Annotated in this window: 13 protein-coding genes; 11 read left to right on the top strand and 2 right to left on the bottom strand. The window is 34.2% G+C overall.

Translation table 11 applies throughout. The features are described from left to right. The first annotated feature begins 91 nt into the window (after positions 1 to 91). Entirely contained in the window at positions 92 to 670 is a 579-nt protein-coding gene (locus YH65_RS04085; RefSeq protein ID WP_046550747.1) for a L,D-transpeptidase, read from the top strand. Positions 671 to 782: 112 nt separating this feature from the next. Here the strand turns inward: YH65_RS04085 and YH65_RS04090 are convergent, their stop codons facing one another. Further along, on the bottom strand, positions 783 to 1,163 hold the full coding sequence (locus tag YH65_RS04090) for a YbgC/FadM family acyl-CoA thioesterase (protein WP_046550748.1): 381 nt from the start codon (positions 1,161 to 1,163) through the stop codon (positions 783 to 785). Further along, positions 1,160 to 1,411, bottom strand: a complete 252-nt coding sequence (locus YH65_RS11630) for a tyrosine-type recombinase/integrase (RefSeq protein WP_084722018.1) — start codon at positions 1,409 to 1,411, stop codon at positions 1,160 to 1,162. The genes YH65_RS04090 and YH65_RS11630 overlap by 4 nt, the downstream gene beginning before the upstream one ends. Positions 1,412 to 1,499: 88 nt before the next feature. Here YH65_RS11630 and YH65_RS04095 point away from each other — a divergent pair, with 88 nt between their 5' ends. The 10 genes from YH65_RS04095 (at position 1,500) to YH65_RS04140 (ending at position 18,004) form a co-directional block, all read left to right on the top strand. Beyond that, on the top strand, positions 1,500 to 3,521 hold the full coding sequence (locus tag YH65_RS04095; protein ID WP_046550749.1) for a site-specific DNA-methyltransferase: 2,022 nt from the start codon (positions 1,500 to 1,502) through the stop codon (positions 3,519 to 3,521). 1 nt (position 3,522) lies between these two features. Then, on the top strand, positions 3,523 to 6,435 hold the full coding sequence (locus tag YH65_RS04100; protein WP_046550750.1) for a type III restriction-modification system endonuclease: 2,913 nt from the start codon (positions 3,523 to 3,525) through the stop codon (positions 6,433 to 6,435). 29 nt (positions 6,436 to 6,464) lie between these two features. Then, a complete protein-coding gene (locus YH65_RS04105) occupies positions 6,465 to 8,300 on the top strand; it encodes an ATP-binding protein (protein WP_052746084.1) in 1,836 nt (611 codons plus the stop codon). A gap of 16 nt (positions 8,301 to 8,316) precedes the next feature. Further along, positions 8,317 to 8,907 (top strand): hypothetical protein, encoded by a 591-nt coding sequence (locus YH65_RS04110; protein ID WP_046550751.1) that lies wholly within the window; start codon positions 8,317 to 8,319, stop codon positions 8,905 to 8,907. A gap of 1 nt (position 8,908) precedes the next feature. Beyond that, positions 8,909 to 10,942, top strand: coding sequence for an AAA family ATPase (locus YH65_RS04115; RefSeq protein WP_046550752.1), 2,034 nt, complete (start codon positions 8,909 to 8,911; stop codon positions 10,940 to 10,942). After that, positions 10,939 to 11,952 carry a hypothetical protein gene (locus tag YH65_RS04120; RefSeq protein ID WP_046550753.1) on the top strand — a complete coding sequence of 338 codons (1,014 nt, stop codon included), beginning with the start codon at positions 10,939 to 10,941 and terminating at the stop codon, positions 11,950 to 11,952. The genes YH65_RS04115 and YH65_RS04120 overlap by 4 nt, the downstream gene beginning before the upstream one ends. A gap of 173 nt (positions 11,953 to 12,125) precedes the next feature. Further along, complete coding sequence (locus YH65_RS04125) at positions 12,126 to 12,746, top strand: hypothetical protein (protein ID WP_046550754.1); 621 nt, start codon at positions 12,126 to 12,128, stop codon at positions 12,744 to 12,746. A 1-nt stretch (position 12,747) separates the two neighbouring features. Then, positions 12,748 to 13,860 carry a hypothetical protein gene (locus YH65_RS04130; protein WP_046550755.1) on the top strand — a complete coding sequence of 371 codons (1,113 nt, stop codon included), beginning with the start codon at positions 12,748 to 12,750 and terminating at the stop codon, positions 13,858 to 13,860. Next, complete coding sequence (locus YH65_RS04135) at positions 13,851 to 14,414, top strand: condensin complex protein MksE (RefSeq protein ID WP_046550756.1); 564 nt, start codon at positions 13,851 to 13,853, stop codon at positions 14,412 to 14,414. The genes YH65_RS04130 and YH65_RS04135 overlap by 10 nt, the downstream gene beginning before the upstream one ends. Beyond that, entirely contained in the window at positions 14,411 to 18,004 is a 3,594-nt protein-coding gene (locus YH65_RS04140; RefSeq protein ID WP_046550757.1) for an ATP-binding protein, read from the top strand. The genes YH65_RS04135 and YH65_RS04140 overlap by 4 nt, the downstream gene beginning before the upstream one ends. Positions 18,005 to 18,043: the final 39 nt, after the last annotated feature.

Raw genomic sequence — 18,043 nt, forward strand, 5'->3', positions numbered from 1 at the left:
TCTCTATCTCTTTCTACCCCGGTTTCGGGGTAGGATATTTCCTCTCTTTTATGTTATAATCATATTCAATTTCATTATATTAGGTTTTTAGATGAAGCGTATCGTACTTTCCTTGCTTTTCCTTTCCATTGTTCTTCATGCGGGGGACAGAGAACTCATTCCTGTTTCCAAAACGGAATTCATCTATATAGACACAAAGGGAAATGAACATGATATTGATTTGACAGGCAAGGATTTCATCCTGGTATCGGTCAGGGAAGAAGACAGTGACGGCAGGGTCTATGCTGTGGACCGTGACGGCACGGTCTGGCTAAGTGGCGGCATCTCTTCTGGTGAAGAGATGGGATTCACCCCTTCCGGAAAATGGAGCATACTTCAGAAAAAACGCTACTATACTTCCAAAAGATATCCTGAACCTGACGGCAGCAATAATATGGATTACAGTCTTTTCTTTACACCGTGGGGGCATGCGCTGCATAAAGGGAATATCGACTATTCTTCGCATGGTTGCATCCATGTGGACAAAAAAGATATACCGCTGATTTACAACTGGGCGTGGGTAGGCATGCCGGTCCTCATTACCCGTCACCGCTATATGCAGTTTGCAAGACCAGATCTTCTCCGTATCTACAAGACCAACAAGAAATATACCCGAAGAAGAAGACGTTAGCCTTTTGTTGCATCACTCAATACTCTTTCTATTCTCCGACACTGTTTATTGTTACAGTATTTTTGTGTGGTAGGATTGTAAAACCTGATAGAAGCAGACTTGGAGATGACCTTTAGTATTTTCCGAAATAGTCAAAGATAGTATTGAATTTTCTGGGAATACGTCTGGGTCTTCCATCTTCAATATAGACTAATACCACTTCCATGGAAAAGACCTTCGTATCATTTTTGAATATCTCCTGCAATAGGACCATAGAACTGCTTTTTTGACTCAGTATCTTCGATGTAACATCGAGCATATCCCCAAGTGTAGAAGTAGCCAAAAAGTCGGCATGGATGTTGCGCACCACAAAACCGCTGTCGGAACCCTCCCCAGGCAGCATGTTTTGTTCAAAAAATATTTCGGAACGTGCTCTTTCGCAGAAATTGATGTAGCGTGTATGGTAGGTGATGCCTCCGGCATCGGTATCTTCATAATAGACTCTTATCCTCATCTTTTTAACCCCATATACAGGGCTTTTGAGAGGTGTTGTCTGTCCACCGTGCCCAAAATCGTGCCCATTTTTTCTATTTTCTTAAAGCGTATTTCGTCATCCTCTTCTATGAATTTAGTATAGATCTTTAGGGTGATGGAAACATCTTTGTGCCCAAGCATTTTAGACACATAAACTATATCAGCACCTTTGCTTATGAGCTGTGATGCAAATGTATGTCTTAGATTATACAGGACACGGGCTTTGATCCCAGTTCTTTTTCTTTATCCTTTGAAAGTATGCTTGTAGTATAATCAATATTAATTTTATTTTAATATTTGACAAGGGTAGAGAAGTATGCAAGAAGAGATCCTCAATGACAATAAAAATGTAACTGCTAACAGCCAACAAGTAGAACTCCTCAAAAAAAACTTTCCACAGTGTTTTGATAAAGATGGTAATTTCATCGTTCATAAGATGGAGGAGATTGTAGGAGAGAGTGGGCTTGAGCTTTCAAAAGAGAGTTATTCTCTGAACTGGTTAGGAAAATCTTATGCCAGACTCCTTGCCAACGAAAACCCTCGTACACTGCTCAAAGAAGACAAAAAGCACAACACCAAAGAGCAAAATAAAGAGAGTCAAAATCTCCTCATTAAGGGTGACAATCTTGAGGTGCTCAAACACCTCTCAAACGCCTATGCCGAGTCTATTAAAATGATCTATATCGACCCACCATACAATACAGGGTCAGATGGATTTGTCTATAATGATGATAGAAAATTTACATCCCAAGAACTTAGCCGTTTGGCAGATATTGACATGGATGAAGCCAAAAGGATTTTGGAGTTTACCCAAAGTAATGCCAACTCCCACTCTGCATGGCTTACTTTTATGTATCCACGGCTTTATGTGGCAAGACAGCTACTTAAAGAGGAAGGGGTGATTTTTATCTCAATTGATGAGAATGAGAACGCACAATTAAAAATACTTTGTGATGAAGTCTTTGGTGAAGAAAATTATGCAGGTGAAATTGTATGGAAAAATAGTAGTAAAAATGATCAATCATACATTTCTATACAGCACGAGTACATTTTTGTATACGTAAAAAGTAAAGCACATAATAGTGGAGACTGGAAAGAAAAAAAAGAGGGACTAGATTTAATCTATAAAGCTTTTGAAAAGTTTAGAAAAAAACATGGAGATGACTGGGGTGCTATTCATAAAGATGCCTTATCTTGGTATAAACAATTTCCCGCGTCAGATCCAATAATGGGAAGTAAACATTATACTTGGATGGATGAAAAAGGTGTGTATTTTCCTGATAATATTTCTGGTCCAAATCATGGACAGTATAGATATGATGTTGATCATCCTGTTACAAAACAAGTCTGCAAAGCCCCTAGTAGTGGATGGCGATATCCCGAAGAGACCATGATACAAAGAATCAAAGATAATCTTGTGCATTTTGGTAAAGACCATACCACAGTACCAAATAATAAAACATATCTGAAAGATACTGAATCTCAAAGCTTAACAAGCATAAAGTATCAAGACGGAAGGGTTGCTTCGAAGCAATTGACTAAATTGATGGGAGGCAAGTATTTTACAAATCCAAAAGATGTGAGTATTTTAATTAGATTAATGAAATCCATTGGTGTTGGCAATAATGATATTGTTTTGGACTTTTTTGCCGGTTCAGGAACTACAGGACAGGCTGTGATGGAATTAAATGTTAATGAAGGAAGTGAAGTATCATTTGTACTTGTGCAGATTAGAGAAAATTTGGACGAAGCATATGCCAATGCTGCAGGGGATGGAAAAAAAACAATAAAGAATGCTATTGAATTTTTGGGTGAGCATAGCAAGCCTCATGATGTATCCGAATTAACTCAAATACGTTTAAAAAAAGCATCAGAAAATATAAAAAAAGAACATCCAAACTGTAAAGGTGATCTTGGCTTCAAGATTTATGAGACAATGCCTGTATGGGATGGATACCTGGATGAGATAGAGAAACTTGAAGAAGATACAACTCTTTTTGATGGAAGTAAACTTAATAATGAAGAGCTTGAAGTACTCCTAACTACATGGAAAGTGTATGATGGTTTGGAACTTAGCTATGAACTGCAAGGTGTAGAACTCTCAGACTACAAAGCCCATCTGGGTAAGGGGATACTCTATCTTGTGTATAGTGGCTTTAGTACGGACGCGCTAAAAGCACTTTTAGAAAAGTTAGATAGTGATCCAACATTTGAGCCAAGCAGAGTAGTTTTATTCGGTTACAACTTTACCTCAAAAGCACAAAGAGAGCTAGATGAAGCACTCAGCTCCTATGCCAATAAAAAGTCCATAGAACTCGATGTAGTAGTGAGATACTAAGATGGCAGGATTTAAGTTTGAGAGAAATCTGCCTCATCAGGTAGAAGCGGTTAAGTCCATCATGAGAGTGTATGATGGAGCACAAGCCAAACCTCTGGCAGAGAAGGCTATGGCAGCTGTGGCTAATCCAGTTATAGATTATGACCCTGGGTATCTTTATTGTAAGAATATTCAAGCTGTGCAAGAACAAAATGGCATTTCTGGCAAAGAATACTTTGACTGCAAAGAGAGTTCTCCAGGACTGCATACACTTGACATCATGATGGAGACAGGTACAGGAAAAACCTACACATACACCAAAGCGATGTTTGAGCTGAGCAAACAACTTGGCATTAAAAAGTTCGTTGTAGTAGTGCCGACACTTTCCATTAAGGCAGGAACGGTTAACTTTCTCAAAGCCAAAGCAACCAATGAACACTTTAGGCAAGAGTATGGCTCTGTTATTAAAACGTATATCGTAGAGAGTCAGAAAAAGTCAAAAAGCAAAAAAGCGTATATGCCACAAGCTGTCAGAGAGTTTGTCGAAGCACATGATGATGGCAATGTGCATGTTCTTGTCATTAATGCAGGGATGATCAACTCCGATACCATGAGTAAAAAGTTTGATGTGAGTCTTTTTGACAGATATAATACTCCTTTTGGGGCTATTGCCTCGATTAATCCTTTTACCATCATCGATGAACCGCATAAGTTTCCAAAAGAGGGTGTGACTTATGGGAATATACAGAAGTTTGGATCTCAGTTTATCTTCCGTTTCGGTGCGACATTTAATGATCAGTATCACAATCTCATCTATAGGCTCAGTGCTGTAGATGCTTTTAATGAAAACCTTGTTAAGGGTGTGATGACCTATGTGGAAGAGTTTGATGAGGGAAAAGATATTTACTTCAAACTAGTTTCAAGCAGTGCAAAAGAGATAGCCTTTGAGTTACATGAAGCAGGAAAGAAAACAGTGCATACCATAGCACCCAAAGAGAGTATGGCTGTGCTTCATGAAGAGATGCGAGATCTTTTTGTACTTAATGCAAATACAAAAAAAGTAGTACTCTCTAACGGATTGGAGCTTAAAAAGGGAGATAAAATAAACCCTTATTCCTATGCCCAGTCTTTGCAAGACAAGATGATACAACAAGCCGTTGCCAATCACTTCAAGATAGAGAAAGAACTCCTGACACGAGATGTTCGCATTAAACCTCTGACGCTCTTTTTTATTGATGATATTGAAGGGTATCGTGATGGAAATGAGATAGCTGGATCACTCAAAGATAAGTTTGAAACATTGGCGAAAGCACATATAGAAAAACTTCTCAAAGAGGTGAAAGATGAGCGTTACAAAGCATATCTTGAAGCTTCACTCAAAGATGTTTCACTTATTCATGGAGGATACTTCTCTAAAGACAACAGTGAAAAAGACGAAAAAATAGAAAAAGAGATTACTGAGATTTTGCATGATAAAGAATCTTTACTAAGCCTGGATAACCCGAGACGTTTTATCTTCTCCAAATGGACACTGAGAGAGGGATGGGATAATCCTAATGTATTTCAAATCTGTAAGCTTAGAAGCAGTGGAAGTACTACTTCAAAACTCCAGGAAGTAGGACGTGGACTCAGACTCCCCGTCAATGAATACATGAGTAGGGTAAAAGATGAGAATTTTGATCTGCATTATTTTGTAGATTTTAGTGAGAAGGATTTTGTAAAAACACTTGTGACGGAGATCAATGAAAAGTCAGGTGCGTATGGTAGCGATAAAGTACCTGAAAAACTTACGCCTGAGCTTGTAGAAAAAATCACCCAGAAATACTCCATAGATGAGGCAACGCTTTTTCAAACATTGGGAGAAGCAGGTATTATAGACTTTGGACAGAAATTTATTGATGATGGATTTGAAAAACTTAAATCAGAGTATGCAGATGCATTTGGTGGGCTGACAAAAGGTAAAGTAAGAGGGGCAAAAGAAGAAAAAGAGAAAGTTACGCTCAGGGTTGGTAAATATGGTGAGCTCAAAGCCCTTTGGGAACAGATAAACCAAAAAGTAGTGTTAGAGTACAAAATAGATACAGAAGAAGGCTTTGCCACACTTTTTAAAGGCTATCTGGAGGATAACCTAAGAGAGTTTGAACCACAAGGTGTTAAAACGAGAATTGGTAGTATCAATTTTGAAGATGGTGCGGCATATTATAAAGAAGTTGAGAGTGTAAATAACAAGATATTACCCATATCTACTATGACTTATAAGGCATTTTTACTGGAGCTTAGTCGTGCCTTGAATTTCAATATACAAACTTTGCATCAAGTATTTTTGAACTTAAAAGAGAAGCTGGATATCAATACATACTTGAATATACAAACGGTAAGAATCATAAAAAATGGCTTTAACAGATACTTGTTAAGTAAATCAATGGATAAATTTTCTATCGGCTATAAGACGATATCAAATGAAGTTCATCCAACCAAACTCACAGATAAGGATGGTAAACCTCTTGAAAGTATCAATGCCTCTGAAGTGGGTGTGTACTTTGCAGATGATAAAAAAGTAGCAGATAGTTATTTTTTCAATGAACTCTATTTTGATAGTGATTTAGAAAAACAAAACATAGTTAAAAATATTGAAGAAGTCATTGTCTTTACCAAGATCCCTAAAAACTCCATCAAAATCCCTGTAGCAGGTGGCGGTACTTACAGCCCTGATTTTGCATATGTTATCAAAGACAAGCAAGGGAAGAGAACATTTCATCTAATTGTAGAGACAAAAGGTAAAAAGGAAGAGGATCTAGGTAAAACAGAAGAGAAAAAAATAGCTCACGCCAAAGCACTCTTTGCACATATGTCCGAAGATGTCAAAATAGAGTTTAGAAAACAGTTAAAGGGTAAAGAGATTGTGAAGATCATTGAGGAAGTGATGGCTTCATAGGTAGGTAAATATAAGGAGGGAGAAGTATTATGAAATTGATTCGATTTTGTGTCAAAGGTTTTAGGGGATATCAAGAAAAGACGTGTATAGATCTAAATGATCTTACAACAATCATTGGTAAAAATGATTCTGGAAAATCTACTGTATTGGAAGCAATGGATACATTTTTCAATAATATAAAAATGGATGCAGGTGATTACAATATTAATCTGGGAGATACAAAAGAGATTCGTTTAACTGCAGTGTTTTCTAATTTACCCGATGAAGTTGTTATAGATGAAACAAACCCGATAAATTTAGCTGAGGAGTATCTTTTAAATTCTGATGGATACTTGGAAATAGAGAAAGTATATAAAGGTGCAGCTCCTTCACATAAAGAAACATATATTATTGCCAATCATCCTTCAAATGAAAATTTTAGTGACTTATTAAAATTAAAAATAACTCCCTTAAAGACTCGTGCAAGAGAGCTTGATGTTAACTTGGACGGTGTAAACCAAACAATGAAATCAGAAATACGAAAAAGGATTTGGGAAAGTATTGAGCTTGAGTTTGAGCTTCAAAGTATTTTGGTAAAAGACGAAGATACCAAAAAAATAGGAGAAAAATTAGAAGCCATTTACCCTACATACTCTTTATTTAAATCCGATAGACCGAGTACAGATCAAGATGCAGAAGCACAAGACCCTATGCAGGTAGCTATTAAAGAAGCTATGAAAGCCCAAGAAGCGAGATTAAATGTTATAGCCAGAAGGGTACAAAGAGAAGTTGAAGCAGTAGCCAATAGAACTGTAGAAAAGCTTCAAGAGATGGATCTTGAACTGGCTAATGAATTAAACCCTGTTTTTAAAACGGATTGGGGTAAGGTATTTAAATTAAGCTTGACTAGTGATGAACAGATCCCTATTAACAAAAGAGGTAGCGGTGTTAGACGCTTGATACTTTTAAACTTTTTTAGAGTAAAGGCTGAACAACAAAACTCAACAAATATTATCTATGCTATTGAAGAGCCTGAAACTTCACAACATCCTGATAATCAAAAGATGTTAATTGAAGCATTTTGGGAGTTGTCACAGCAAGATAATACGCAAGTTTTATTTACAACACATACGCCTATGTTAACTAATCATATTGATGAAAACAATATTAGATACATCAAAAATAATGAAATTATTAATACACTTGATGATGAATTAAAAATAGAAATAGCAAATAGTTTGGGTGTACTTCCTGACCATAAAGTTAAGCTATTTATTGGTGTAGAGGGTGTTAATGATATTAATGGGTTGAAAAACTTCTCAAAAGTTATTAGTAGAGAATATCCAGAGTTAATAGATTTGGATACATTAGAAAATGATGGAAAAATTGTCTTTATACCACTTGGAGGCTCTAGTTTTAAATTATGGATAAATAGGCTAAATGGATTAAATATACCTGAGTTCCATATATGTGATAGAGATTATGAACCACCTACTGCTGCTCATTATCAAACTATTGTAGATGAGTTGAATACTCAGGAGGATAAAGAAGCCTATATCACTTCAAAAAGAGAGCTTGAAAGCTATATACATCATGACGTAATTTGTAGTACATATGCTAATTATGATATTGAAATTAGACTAAATCCTTTTGATGATTTTGATGATGTACCACTAGAAGTGGCAAAGAAGGTACATGAAGCATCTACAAGTCCTCATCTTTGGGATGAATTGACAGATGAGAAGAAAAAGAAAAAAATTTCTGCCTGTAAAAAAGTACTCAACAGTGATGTTGTAAAGGAAATGACATATGAACAGTATTGTGAAGCTGATAGCGGTAGAGAAATTGAAGGACATTTTCGAAGAATTATTGAGTTGGTAAATTAGTAGGGGAAGTACATTTATGACAAAAACACAAAAATATTTAGAAGCACTCAAAACCTTTGATGACTGGGTCATCGTCTCATCATGGGCGGTAAGAGTAGGCGAACTGTATCCAGATATTTTAGATGCTGCCAATGAGCAAGCAGCCAATCAAGCCAATGATACTACAGGACTAAGAGAACTTGCAGCCCGTATTAGCTCCAGACTCTCTACAGGTGGATTCCCTGAAGTGGAGATAGATGACAGCGAACACCCTCGTAAAGTACGCTATATCTCTGAAGCCCAAAAAGAAGAACGCATAGAAGGGTTTGAAAGCATAGCCAAACAGTTAAACAAGTTCTTCAGCCTCGATTTTGAGGTAGATCATGCATTTGCCTTACTCAACTCTTCAGAGGCAGGTAAACACCACCCAGACAACCTACAGCTACTCATAAAAGCCCATAACGGAAAGAAAAATAAAAAGAACTGGCAAAGATTTACTATAGAAGAGCAAAAAGAGTATATCAAGCAAGTTATAGCGTTACAAACCATGATAGCCTCTAGACTAGAGATTAGCTTGGTGGATGATGTTTTGGATTCTTTGTTGGAGAGATTAGGGAAGGTGTACTGAAATGGAGTTAATATATTTATGGACAAAAAAATATAAAAATTTAGAGGGTGGTTATAAACTTTCTTCAAAATACAATGTTAAATATGAAAAGGAAATAATTCATTTAGAACCTAATTCATTTTTTATTGATAACTTTTTTGATGAGAAAAATAAAATAAATATTACTGCTATTATTGGAGAGAATGGTAGTGGAAAAAGCAGTATAATGAAATTAATTATTCAACTGTTATACGCTGATTTTTCTTCTAAAAATGAACTAAATAAAGATAGTTTTTTAATTGTGGAAATTGAAACTAAATTTTATTGTATTTATACTAATAATAGATCACAGATTAAATTAAAAATAAATGGTGAGAATAGAGAGTTTAGTACCTATGATAAAAATTTTTATACAATATATTTTAATTACATGTTAGACTCATTAAAGGATGATTCTACTGAAAATTGGATTGATGACATATATCATAAGTCAGATGATTATACTGTACCAATTTTACTTGAACCATACAAAAAAGATAATAATGTCAATATTAACAATCTTAATTATTTAACTAGACAAAGAATGATACTGCATAAGCAATCATTTGATAAAAATAAATTTTTAAGTGATATATTTGAACCTATTGAAGTAACCGTAAAGATAGATACAAATAAAGTAATAAAAATATTGACACTTCCAAATGATTCTAAAAAGTATCATTTTACACATGAGATTAAAAATAATTATGAATCAATTTTTTCTGATATTTATAGTTTAATCAAAGAGATTTCTAAGCAAGAAGAGTTGATACAACAGTTAGAAAAAGATAGTGCTGACGAATTTGATATTCAATCAAAAAAAGAAGACTTGACTACACTATATAATAATTTGGATGATGAGATATATAATATTCCATTATTTATTCTTAATAAATTATATATTGCTAATAAAATAGATAAATACAATATAATTAATAGTCAGAAAATTAGTGAGGGTAAAATTGGAGCTATGACGATTGGTTCAAAACTACTAATTCGAAATGTAGTTTTTGAAGGTGATAATGTAGGTGCTGAAATTATGGATGAGACACATAGTACATTAAAACTTCGTAATGCAATAAAGTTTCATGAATATATAGTACCTAGTTATGAAAGTAATTTAACATTATTGAATAAAGAAAAAACTTTTTCAATAGAAGATAAACGCTTACAGTGTTTACCTAGCTGGTTTGAAGTGAAATTTAGAGATAAGCATAATAGAACTTTTACAAGTTTAAGTGCTGGAGAAAAATCATTTTATATTTTATTAACTACATTAATTTATCAAATTAATAATATTGTTACTAGAATGGGAACAATAAGGGGAGCATATTATCATGTTCTAATAATGCTAGATGAAGCTGATCTGGGTCTTCACCCAAAATGGCAACGACAATATTTATATAATATTGTTGAGACCCTGAAGGAAACTTCATTGGATTTAAGTTATCACGTGATATGTACATCACATTCTCCTTTTATTGTCTCAGATTTACCAAAAGATAATATTTTGTTTTTAGATAAAGGGAAATCTAGTAACTTACAAGATATTCTGTATACATTTGGTGAGAATATTCATACATTACTAAATGATTCTTTTTTCATGCAAAAGGATATGATGATGGGAAAAATTGCAGAACATAAACTTCGAGACTGTTTTGATTTTTTTGAAAAAATATTTGAGAATGATAAAGAAATAGAAAAAATTGAAATGTATTATGTAGATGAAAAATCAACAGAAAAAAAAGATTCTAACTTAAAAAACAAATTAAATAGACTCAAAGAAAATAAAGATAATTTAAAAATAAAATATGAAAAAAATTATCAATATTATCATGGTTTGCAAAATATTATTGGAGAAGAATATCTTCAAATAGCATTTAAAAATAGTTTAGATGAGTGTAATAAATTGTTTAATATATCAGATGAACATAATTTGAGTGATAGAGATAGGCTAATTAAAGCATTAGAGAAAGATCCTAGTTTAGCAACTAAGTTAATAAAAGATATAGAATGATTAAAATTGATTTAGAAAAAAAGTTAAGTAGAGTAGGCTTGCGGGTTCTTGATTTTGAAACTAAATATATTGAAGATATTTTAGATCGTGAACATCAAATTATTACAACGAACAAAAATGGCAATAAAATTGATAGATTTTCCTTGAATATAAATGTTAATATGCCTACACCTCCAAAATACAAGTTAGAGAGAATATTTTTAGAGTTATATAATCAGAATAATGATCTGGAACAATTTATTAATGCTATATTTAATCCCATAACTAATATACGTGAGAGTAGAGAAAGGTTAAAAGAAATTCTTTTAATTAATCCTGACCTCCTGCAAAATAAAATAGCTTTGATTGATGCATATCCTAATCCAAAACCAAATCATATTTTAAAAAAGATATTTGATTATACTCGTGATAGAGAATACAAAAAATCTTTAAAAGGGATAAGTCCAAGATTTAAGGAAGTTGATTTCCGAGTTTGTATTTATTGTAATAGAAATTTTATCTCTAATTTTCATACTAAAAAAGTAAAAAGAGCTACATTCACATTGGATCATTTCTATCAAAAAGATAAATACCCTATTTTTGCATTGTCTTTATACAATCTCGTACCTTCTTGTGCAGTATGTAATACAAATATAAAAGGTACACGCGATGTTGAACAGTATATGAATCCATATTCTTCTGGCTATAATTTTGAAAATGAAGTGCATTTTAAATTGATGCCTAATTATAAAGTTAAACTTGTAACATCTAACCCTTTGTGTTATAAGTATGTAAAAGATTTTTATCACAATGAAGTGTATGAAACACATACATTAGAAGTTAAAGAATTTGTTAAAAAAAGAGAAGTATTTACTGATGACATGATTACTAAATTATCAAGAATCACTAAACATTCTGAGTCTCGGGTTAAAGCATTTTTATTTGGTAATGTTTTGTATAAAAAGAATTTAGACTCTGAATCATTAGGAAAGTTAAAAATTGATTTGGCTAACGAATTGGGAATAATTTAGATTAATATGATGAAGGAGTGGATATGAATAAAACACTACTACAACAAGCATAAAGATTTCATAACAATACCCCTACATACTCTCAAACACCATACTTCAATAGATTAGCCAAGCAGTACCAAAAAGATAATGATCTTTATTTTATAGAGATAAAACTAAGACAAAAAAGTAAAGTGCTTGACTGGGAGAAGTTCTTTTTGTTTCTCTCTGAAATAGGGAATAATGGTAAAAGTATCTCCTCTTTTGAAGAGATAGAACAGTTGCTATCCTCAACACAAAGTAGAAAAGAGAATATAGAAAATACTGGAGACAGTAAAAGCCGCTATATTTTAGTGTTTGATGGTGTGGTGATATTTCAGCATGGTGATGAAGAGCCAAGGCTCTATAAAAATTCTGATGAGATCATAGTAAATGATACTCCCATTTTGGCAGTGGAGAATGGAGAGACATTTTTAAATATCTATGATATTGCATCCAGATTTGATTATGACCAGTTCTTGTACCTGGGCGGCATGAGCAATAGTGCCACTAGGAAGTTTCTCAAAGATAAAGACGTTACCTTTTTCCTGGACTATGATATCGAGGCGATACGCATTTATGATAGTTTTAAGTGTAGAAGTAAAAGTTTTTTTAAGCACCCTAAACTAGAGAACTATTTTTCAAATGCCAAGTATCGAAATGAAGAGCTTTATCGTAAGCAGCTCTCCTCTCTCCCTTCTACTCATGATGAGTTACAATGGCTTATTGATTTTATCAATCAATACAGTGCCGTGATTGAACAGGAGGTATTTTAGTATGACCCATATTGAGCTTATCTCTTTGATGAATAGACACAAAAAAGTGATTGACCGAGCATACAAAGGGGAGATGCCTTCTGGAATAGATACTGCACTCTTTGAAGCGGAGATTTTCAACAAAATTGGAGATCGTGTCGTTCTCAATGAAGCTTATATCCAATTTATCAATACCATGCTCAAACGGGTAGAGTATGGTGTGATATTTGGAAAATATGCTGAAGAGTTGCAGCAGCTTGTTACGTATAAAAAAAGATTTTTGGAAACTTCAGACAAAACCTATCTAAACCGTATCCGTAAAGGGATAGAGGATGTTTATCTGAAGTTTAAACGAAGAGATTCAGATATCTCAGTACTTATAAGTAGGATTGTTCATGAAAATGCCTTGAGTTTGGAGGTGATCTTGGATGATGCAGAGCATATCCTCCTCCAAATGCAGGAGCTCTCAAATGCTAGTACGCAGACCTATAATATCTTCTCTAAAGAGATTGTAGGGTTAAGTAAAGAGATAGATGATTTGATCATTGATGTGAAGATCGACATACAACGGTATTCTGATAATCTGCATAAGTATATTCATCGACTCAATGGATTCATACTAAGAACGAAACAGAGGAAAGAACAAAACAATAAGATTGCGGCATTGGCAGGGAAGATTATGGCAGATGATGCCTCTGAGCTTGAAGCACTTTTAAGAAGTGGTCATGAAACACTACATCATACTTTTGGCAATATAAAAAGACACAAAATCAAAACGGTACCATCTCAAAAAGATATAGAACAGGAACGTTTTGCTGTTATTTTGCGTCAAGTGTTCACACTGGAGCCTCATAAAGTGGTAAAAGCACCACAAACAATCTACAAAAAGCAAGAACTCGAAGAAAAAATAGTATTAAATTATCAAAAATTGCTTGAGGATATTCAGAGTGATATGCCTAAAGATCTGTTTGATTTTATTTTAAACCATGAAGAGATTGAAAAATTTGATGCAGTACAAACAAAGCGTTCGGAAGCATTTAAAGCATTTTTAATGACCGTATCTGAACATAGAGAACATACAAAAATAGATGTAGGATTTGGATCTCATCATATAAGGAGAGTAGCATGGATATAGCCAATGTTTTTGAAATCTTGTCTCAGGGGAAGATTATTTCATCTAATTCAAAAAAATATAGTGAATACACACGACATCTTATGGATGAAGAGGTCTTTGATGAGTTTTATGATGCTGCATCTACTCTAGGTTACATCTTGCATGGTGAAGGAGGGTACTTTTACCTCTCAAAAAAAGGGCAGATGAATAAAGATGAGATGGAAGCGTATATTGCCAAACATACAGATGCAATCTTGGCTATCTCCATACTTAGACAATTGAGACCACAGATAGATAGAGGAAGTTTTATTGTCTATACAGATTTGATACATGAATACAAAATGCAGGAGAAAGAAGACAGTTCCATCGCCAATAGACTTAATATGCTTGTATCAGGCAAAGGCAATGTAGATCTTAAAAGTGCTTTTGATGCACTGTTCGATCGACTTAGAAAGTTTGATCTCATAGAGAGAATAGGTAACAATGATCAGGATAAATATAAAGTGCTTGATGCGATTGATTACTATATAAAGATCATTGAACTCTCTGAGCCTAATAGTAGGGAGAGCAAATGATTAGACGAATGATATTGATTAACTCAGCCAATTTTGACCTTGTAGATATTGACCTCTCTAAAGATGTGTTTTTTCTTGGTGACAATGCTTCAGGTAAAACAACAACAACCCGTGCGATTCACTACCTTTATAATGCAGAAGGAAGACAACTGGGAATCCCTAGTGATAAAGACTCTTTTGAAAAGTATTACTTTCCTTACGATAACTCTTATATTGTCTATGTATTTGATGACTTTTTTATGATGGCATTTAAACGAAGTGGAAAGGTGCAAAAATGGTTTAGCAAGCAGCCTTTTGATCTGGAGAGAGTTATTTCTAACGGTATACTTGTAGAACATGACCTTATAAGGGCTTATCTTAAAGATGTAAGCTCTTATCGTCCACAAACCAATGCTGAGTACAGGAAGATTATTTATGGGCAGGAGAGACGCTATACGGACTTCTCTATTGCATCCATTAAAAACTATGATGCATTTTTGGAAGTCTACAACATGGTCTTTAATGTCGATAAAGCCATTGTCGATATGAAGAGCATCAAAAAAGCCATACAGAAATCTTTGCAAAAAGATGATGAGATCCTCTCATTGGATTTTGATACCTATATTGCAGATATGACAGCCTTTAAGCGAGACTATGACTTTTTCAAAAAGTTTGACAGGCAAAGAGACAATATTAAAAAATCCGTTGATGTGATGGAAGAGCTTGTCGCCCTGGAAGAGACTATACAACTACTACTTGGAAAGATAAGATATAACCAGGAATCGGATAAAGAGAAACTACCTGAGCTCAAAGTTGCATATGATACAGAAGAAGAGGCACTAAAGGCATTCAAACGTAGGGTAAAACATTGGGAAAGAAGATTGGGTGTCCTGGAGAATAAGGTAAGGGATCAAATTACTGATTTTATTATTAAAATTAAAGAGTTAGAGGTATTGGAAGAGAAGTACTCTCCTATTCAATATGAAGAAGCTGTGAATATAGCTGCAAAGAAGAATGGGCTAAAAAAAGAGAGCGAAGAACTTACTATTTCCATAGGAAAACTTGAAGAAGAGCAGAGTAGTATCGTTAAAGAGATTGAGAGTAGGATAGAGCAGTTAACACGGAAAACAAATGTAGATATCTTAGCTGAAGGAAGAGAAACATTTCGTAAGCGAAAAGAGTTGGAAGAGAATCAGTGTGATAACGATATTGCAATCATAGAAGCTGAATTTGTAGAGATATTTTCAGAGATAGAAAAAAAGATAGAAGAGTTACAAAGTGCACTATCTGTGGAAGAAGAAAATGTTGAGACACTTAAAAAAAGCTATGAATCCCAGAGTGATAGCTTGTCTCAGGAGTATGAAGCAGAGCAAGAAAGAAGCAGTAAAGAACAAGAAAAAATAGCAAATCAAATCGCTGAAAAAGAGTCCGTACTAGATAGATCGTCCAGACAAGTTGTACAGGAAGAGAGAACGATCGAGGAATATAAAAATGATTATCTCCAAGCACGATTTGAAAGGGCTGAGAAACTTAATAGTGTACGCCTATATAACAATACAAGAATAAAAGAGTATCAAACGCTTTTGAGTCATGAACCCAATACACTCAAAGCATTTTTGGCTGAGGAAGTGGATGGATGGGAAGAACATATCTATCCTGTGATAGATAAAGAGCTGCTTTCAAAATCGCGTGATGTGCTAAAGCCAGTAGCAGATTTTAAATCTACCTCTACGCTTTTTGGTGTGACTATGGATCTTACTTCTTTGAAGGTTTATCCTACAGCAGAAGAATTACATGAAAAAATTGTGCAACATAAAGAAGACAGAAAGATTAGCCTAGTAAAAGCTAGAGAAGAAGATAGGGTTTTGAAGGCTGAGTATGATCATTTCCTGAATCAAGCTAATCTAACAATAGATAATATTAAGAGCGAAATAAAGTTAGAGCAGGAGAATTTGGGCGTACTACAGGTAAAACTTTCTGAATTGAAACAGGAGCATATACAGCGCAAACAACGGTATCAGGACAACAAAGAAAAGCTCAAAGAGCAATTTGAAATGCAAAAAAAGAAGCATGTTGAGAGAATTAACCGTATCAAGCAAGAGAAGAAAACACAAAAAGATGAAGAGAAGATCCAAAACAATCATAAAAAGCGTCAGATAGAACAGCGTAAAAAAGATTTGGAGTTTAATGTTAAAGCGTTGAGAAGTCAAGTGCAATCTGAAATAGAGAGTGCAAGAGCTGAAGTTAGAAAAGAGATAGAAAAATTAGAATCTGAAAAGAAGACCAAAACAGAAGATGAACTACTAAGTGAGTATAAGAATCAAAGAGCAGCAAAGGAAGATGAGCTTAAAGAATGTTACCGTGCTGAAGCATTTTTAGATGAGTATGATGAAAAACAAAAAGAGATTGCTACGCTACCCATTATAAAAAAAGAGCATAAAAGAACAGAGACTTTTTTAAGCAACATCAAGGGAAAAATAAATCATAAAATAGAAGTATCAAAAAAACAATCCAAAAGCTTAGAAGAAGAACACCAAAAAAACAGTGTGAGACTTAAAAAATTGAAAGATGGAATTGGGAAATCAGATGCATTGGAAGTTGATTTATCGACTATTGAAAAGATTGAAGAACCAGGAGAGCTTGACAAACTTGTAGATGCATATGAATTGCAAAACAGAGGATATCAAAATCTCAGAATTGATTTTAAGTCATTACTCAGCAGATTGGCTAGTTTGGAATACAATGCAATTATCGATATCAATCTGAGTATTGAGAAGTTTGATGAAGTGGCATCCATCGCGTCACTTGAGCACATTAAAGATTCACTTGAAGAGTTACATAAATTTAGTATGATTTCTTATGATAATCAAAAGAGATCAAGACATGCAGACTTTACCAACTACTTGAGTAACATTATCCCCCAGAAGTTGGGTACTTTTAATGATCTTGAAGATCGTTTTGAACAACAAAAAAATAGAATAAACAGAAATTTAAACAAGGTAGATTTTGGTGCTATCAAGCAGATCTCTTTAGAGATGGATAAATCTAAAGGCAATAACAATTCTATTGCATCCTTGATGCAATCACTAAACAGCAAAGTCGTAAGTGCCAGAACGATGTTTGAAGACAAGACATCACTCTTTTTTGATAAGCCTAAATCAATTGAAAATATTGATGCCATTATTGAAACACTCGGTAAGATCAAAAAGCAGAGTGAGGGTGGGGCAATACATATCTTTGATACCATTGACCTGACTATCTCTTATGTAGAAAATGGTGTGAAGAAAAAGGGATTAAGCCATCTTAAAAATGACAGCTCTTCAGGTGGAAATATTCTCTTAAAAGTGGCAATCACTATCTCTATTTTAGCCCTGTTTGCCAACAAAGCAGACAAGGACACGCCGTTCTTTTTGATCGTTGATGAGATATCAAGACTCAAGCACCAAAACCAGGAGAATCTAAAGAAATTCATTAATGATCATGGCTTCAGAACACTCTTCATTACCCCAGATCCAGTATACCCTGATCCTGAAGCAGCAATGTATTACATGTTTAGAAACAGTGGCAATGAAAAAGGTGGATTGGAAATAGCTCAGATGAATATTGTGTAAATTAGCATAATTCATAAATTTTTATAAAAATCTCATTTA

The organism is Sulfurovum lithotrophicum (assembly GCF_000987835.1).
Taxonomy (GTDB): Bacteria; Campylobacterota; Campylobacteria; order Campylobacterales; family Sulfurovaceae; genus Sulfurovum; species Sulfurovum lithotrophicum.